Source organism: Polaromonas sp. P1_E1_2, from assembly GCF_056406035.1.
In genome coordinates this window covers 1-1,912 of record NZ_JBFUAZ010000719.1, presented here as the reverse complement: position 1 = coordinate 1,912, position 1,912 = coordinate 1, and the positions used below count along the sequence as shown (strand labels likewise).

The following is a 1,912-nucleotide window of genomic DNA, read 5'->3' as shown; positions in this document are numbered from 1 at the left end:
CAATGCGGGTGATATGGGCCTGCATCATGGCACCCGGATGAAAAGCCGTGATCTGGTTGTTGTCCCGGTCGGTCATGATCATCGCCTGGGCGGTATAGGTGTCGCCCACCTGCCGCACAAATTCCGTGCTGATGCCCAGCGTCTTCATGCGCTCCACGTACTCGGCGCCGTCACTGCCGACCGTGGCCATGGGCAGCGGCTTGCCGCCAAGCTGCTGCAGGCTGTAGGCGATGTTGCCGGCGCAGCCACCGAACTCGCGGCGCAGCGCCGGCACCAGAAACGACACATTCAGGATATGCAACTGGTCGGGTAGTATCTGCTCCGAAAAGCGCCCCTCAAAGGTCATGATGGTGTCAAACGCCAGGGAGCCACAAATAACAGCAGACATTCAGTTCTCTCGTTTCAATCAGGGGTAAAAAACCAGGACACGATAGCCAGCCACTCGCAAGGGAGCCGCCGGCGCAGAAGACGGCGGCGACGCTGCAGCTGCAGTGTCCGCATCACCGGATATTTTCATGATGACCAGGCCGGGCATTTCGGAGCGGGGGGCCAGGGTCGGCGATTTGGCGCCAAACTGTGCCGGCGTCAGGATGCGGCGCACCACGGCCTGGTCCTGCGAATCGGTCAGGGTCACTTCCAGGGACGGCATTTCCAGCAGCGTCACACCCGTGTTTTTGAGCGTAAAACTGAGGCGATAGGCATCAGGGCCGATGCGGTTGAAGGTGGAGCTGTCTATGACCAGCGACTCGATATGCCGCGGCGCACGAATGTCACAGTGCAACTGGCYGCAAATACCCTGAAGCGCCGGCACGAGCCGGGGCTCCAGGGCGGCCAGCGTGTCCCTTTGCTGGACAGCCCACTGCAAGACCAGCACGGCCAGCAGCAGCAGGGATAACAAGGCCATGGTCCACCGGGTCAGCGGCCGTTTCCAGAACGCCTTGCGCCTGGCCTCCCGCACAAAAGACACATCGTGCTCCACGCGCGAATCCGGCATGCCGGAGTCCACGTCCGAAAAGGCAAAACTGGAATCATCGTCGACCGCCGGGCGCACCATCACCGGCCGGCGGGCTGGCGGCTCATCCGGCAACACGCTATCAGGCAGTTCCAGCGGATCCTGCTGGCGTTCCTGTTGGGCCCGCTTCCAGCGTACAGGGTCAAAATCAGCCGCACTGTCCTGCGCATCGGCAGGGCCAGTGCCGGAAGGCCTTAGCGGCACCCGGTCGGCAAATGACCTGGCCGGCGCCCATTCCTGTGATTCCGCAGCAGCGGCAACAGCCACGACTGGCGGCGCCGGCGCAGAAGGGACAAATTCCGGCAGCGGCATGGGTTCGGTGTCCGCGACCGCAAACGGTACGGCGGGCACGGGCGATGCCATGTCACGCGGCAGCAGATGCGCGGACGCATCAAAGACTTCAGCGCAATGCCCGCATCGCACCCAGCCCTGTGAGACTTTGAGTTGGTCGGTCACGACTTTGAACATCGTGCCGCATGCGGGGCAGCGCGTAATCAGGCTCATTTAGCGCTGTATTGTAGGGGGCTCACCCCCGCTGACGGCCTGAAAACCGCCATGCGCGGGATTGGGCCGGCTCAGAAGCCGGCGGTCATCAAGATCCAGCCTTCTTGCGCATCGTGCACAGTGAGCTGGCAATAGGGAGCGTAGGCTTCCTTGAGTTCCTCCGCCTGGCGATCCAGAATGCCGGCCAACACGAGATGGCCGCCCTTTTCGACATGCGCGCACAGCAGCGGCGCCAGCACCTTGAGCGGCGTGGCGAGGATGTTGGCCAGCRCGATCTGGTATTTGCCAGACGCCTTCTCCGGAAGCCCAGCATTGAGCACCACATGGTTGGCTTCGGCATTGGCGCGCGTCGACTCCACGGCAGCCGGGTCGATGTCGACGGCATCGATTTCGGTC

Annotated in this window: 3 protein-coding genes; all 3 read right to left on the bottom strand. The window is 62.9% G+C overall.

Features of this window, described 5'->3' with window-relative positions; genetic code table 11:
- On the bottom strand, positions 1-388 hold a 388-nt coding region (locus tag AC1D1P_RS22125), incomplete at its 3' end, for a PfkB family carbohydrate kinase (RefSeq protein WP_477674461.1).
- An 18-nt stretch (positions 389-406) separates the two neighbouring features.
- Positions 407-1,516, bottom strand: coding sequence for a DUF3426 domain-containing protein (locus AC1D1P_RS22120; protein ID WP_477674460.1), 1,110 nt, complete (start codon positions 1,514-1,516; stop codon positions 407-409).
- Between the two features lie 71 nt (positions 1,517-1,587).
- Positions 1,588-1,912: 50S ribosomal protein L11 methyltransferase (locus AC1D1P_RS22115; protein WP_477674459.1), on the bottom strand; the 325-nt coding region annotated here is incomplete at its 5' end.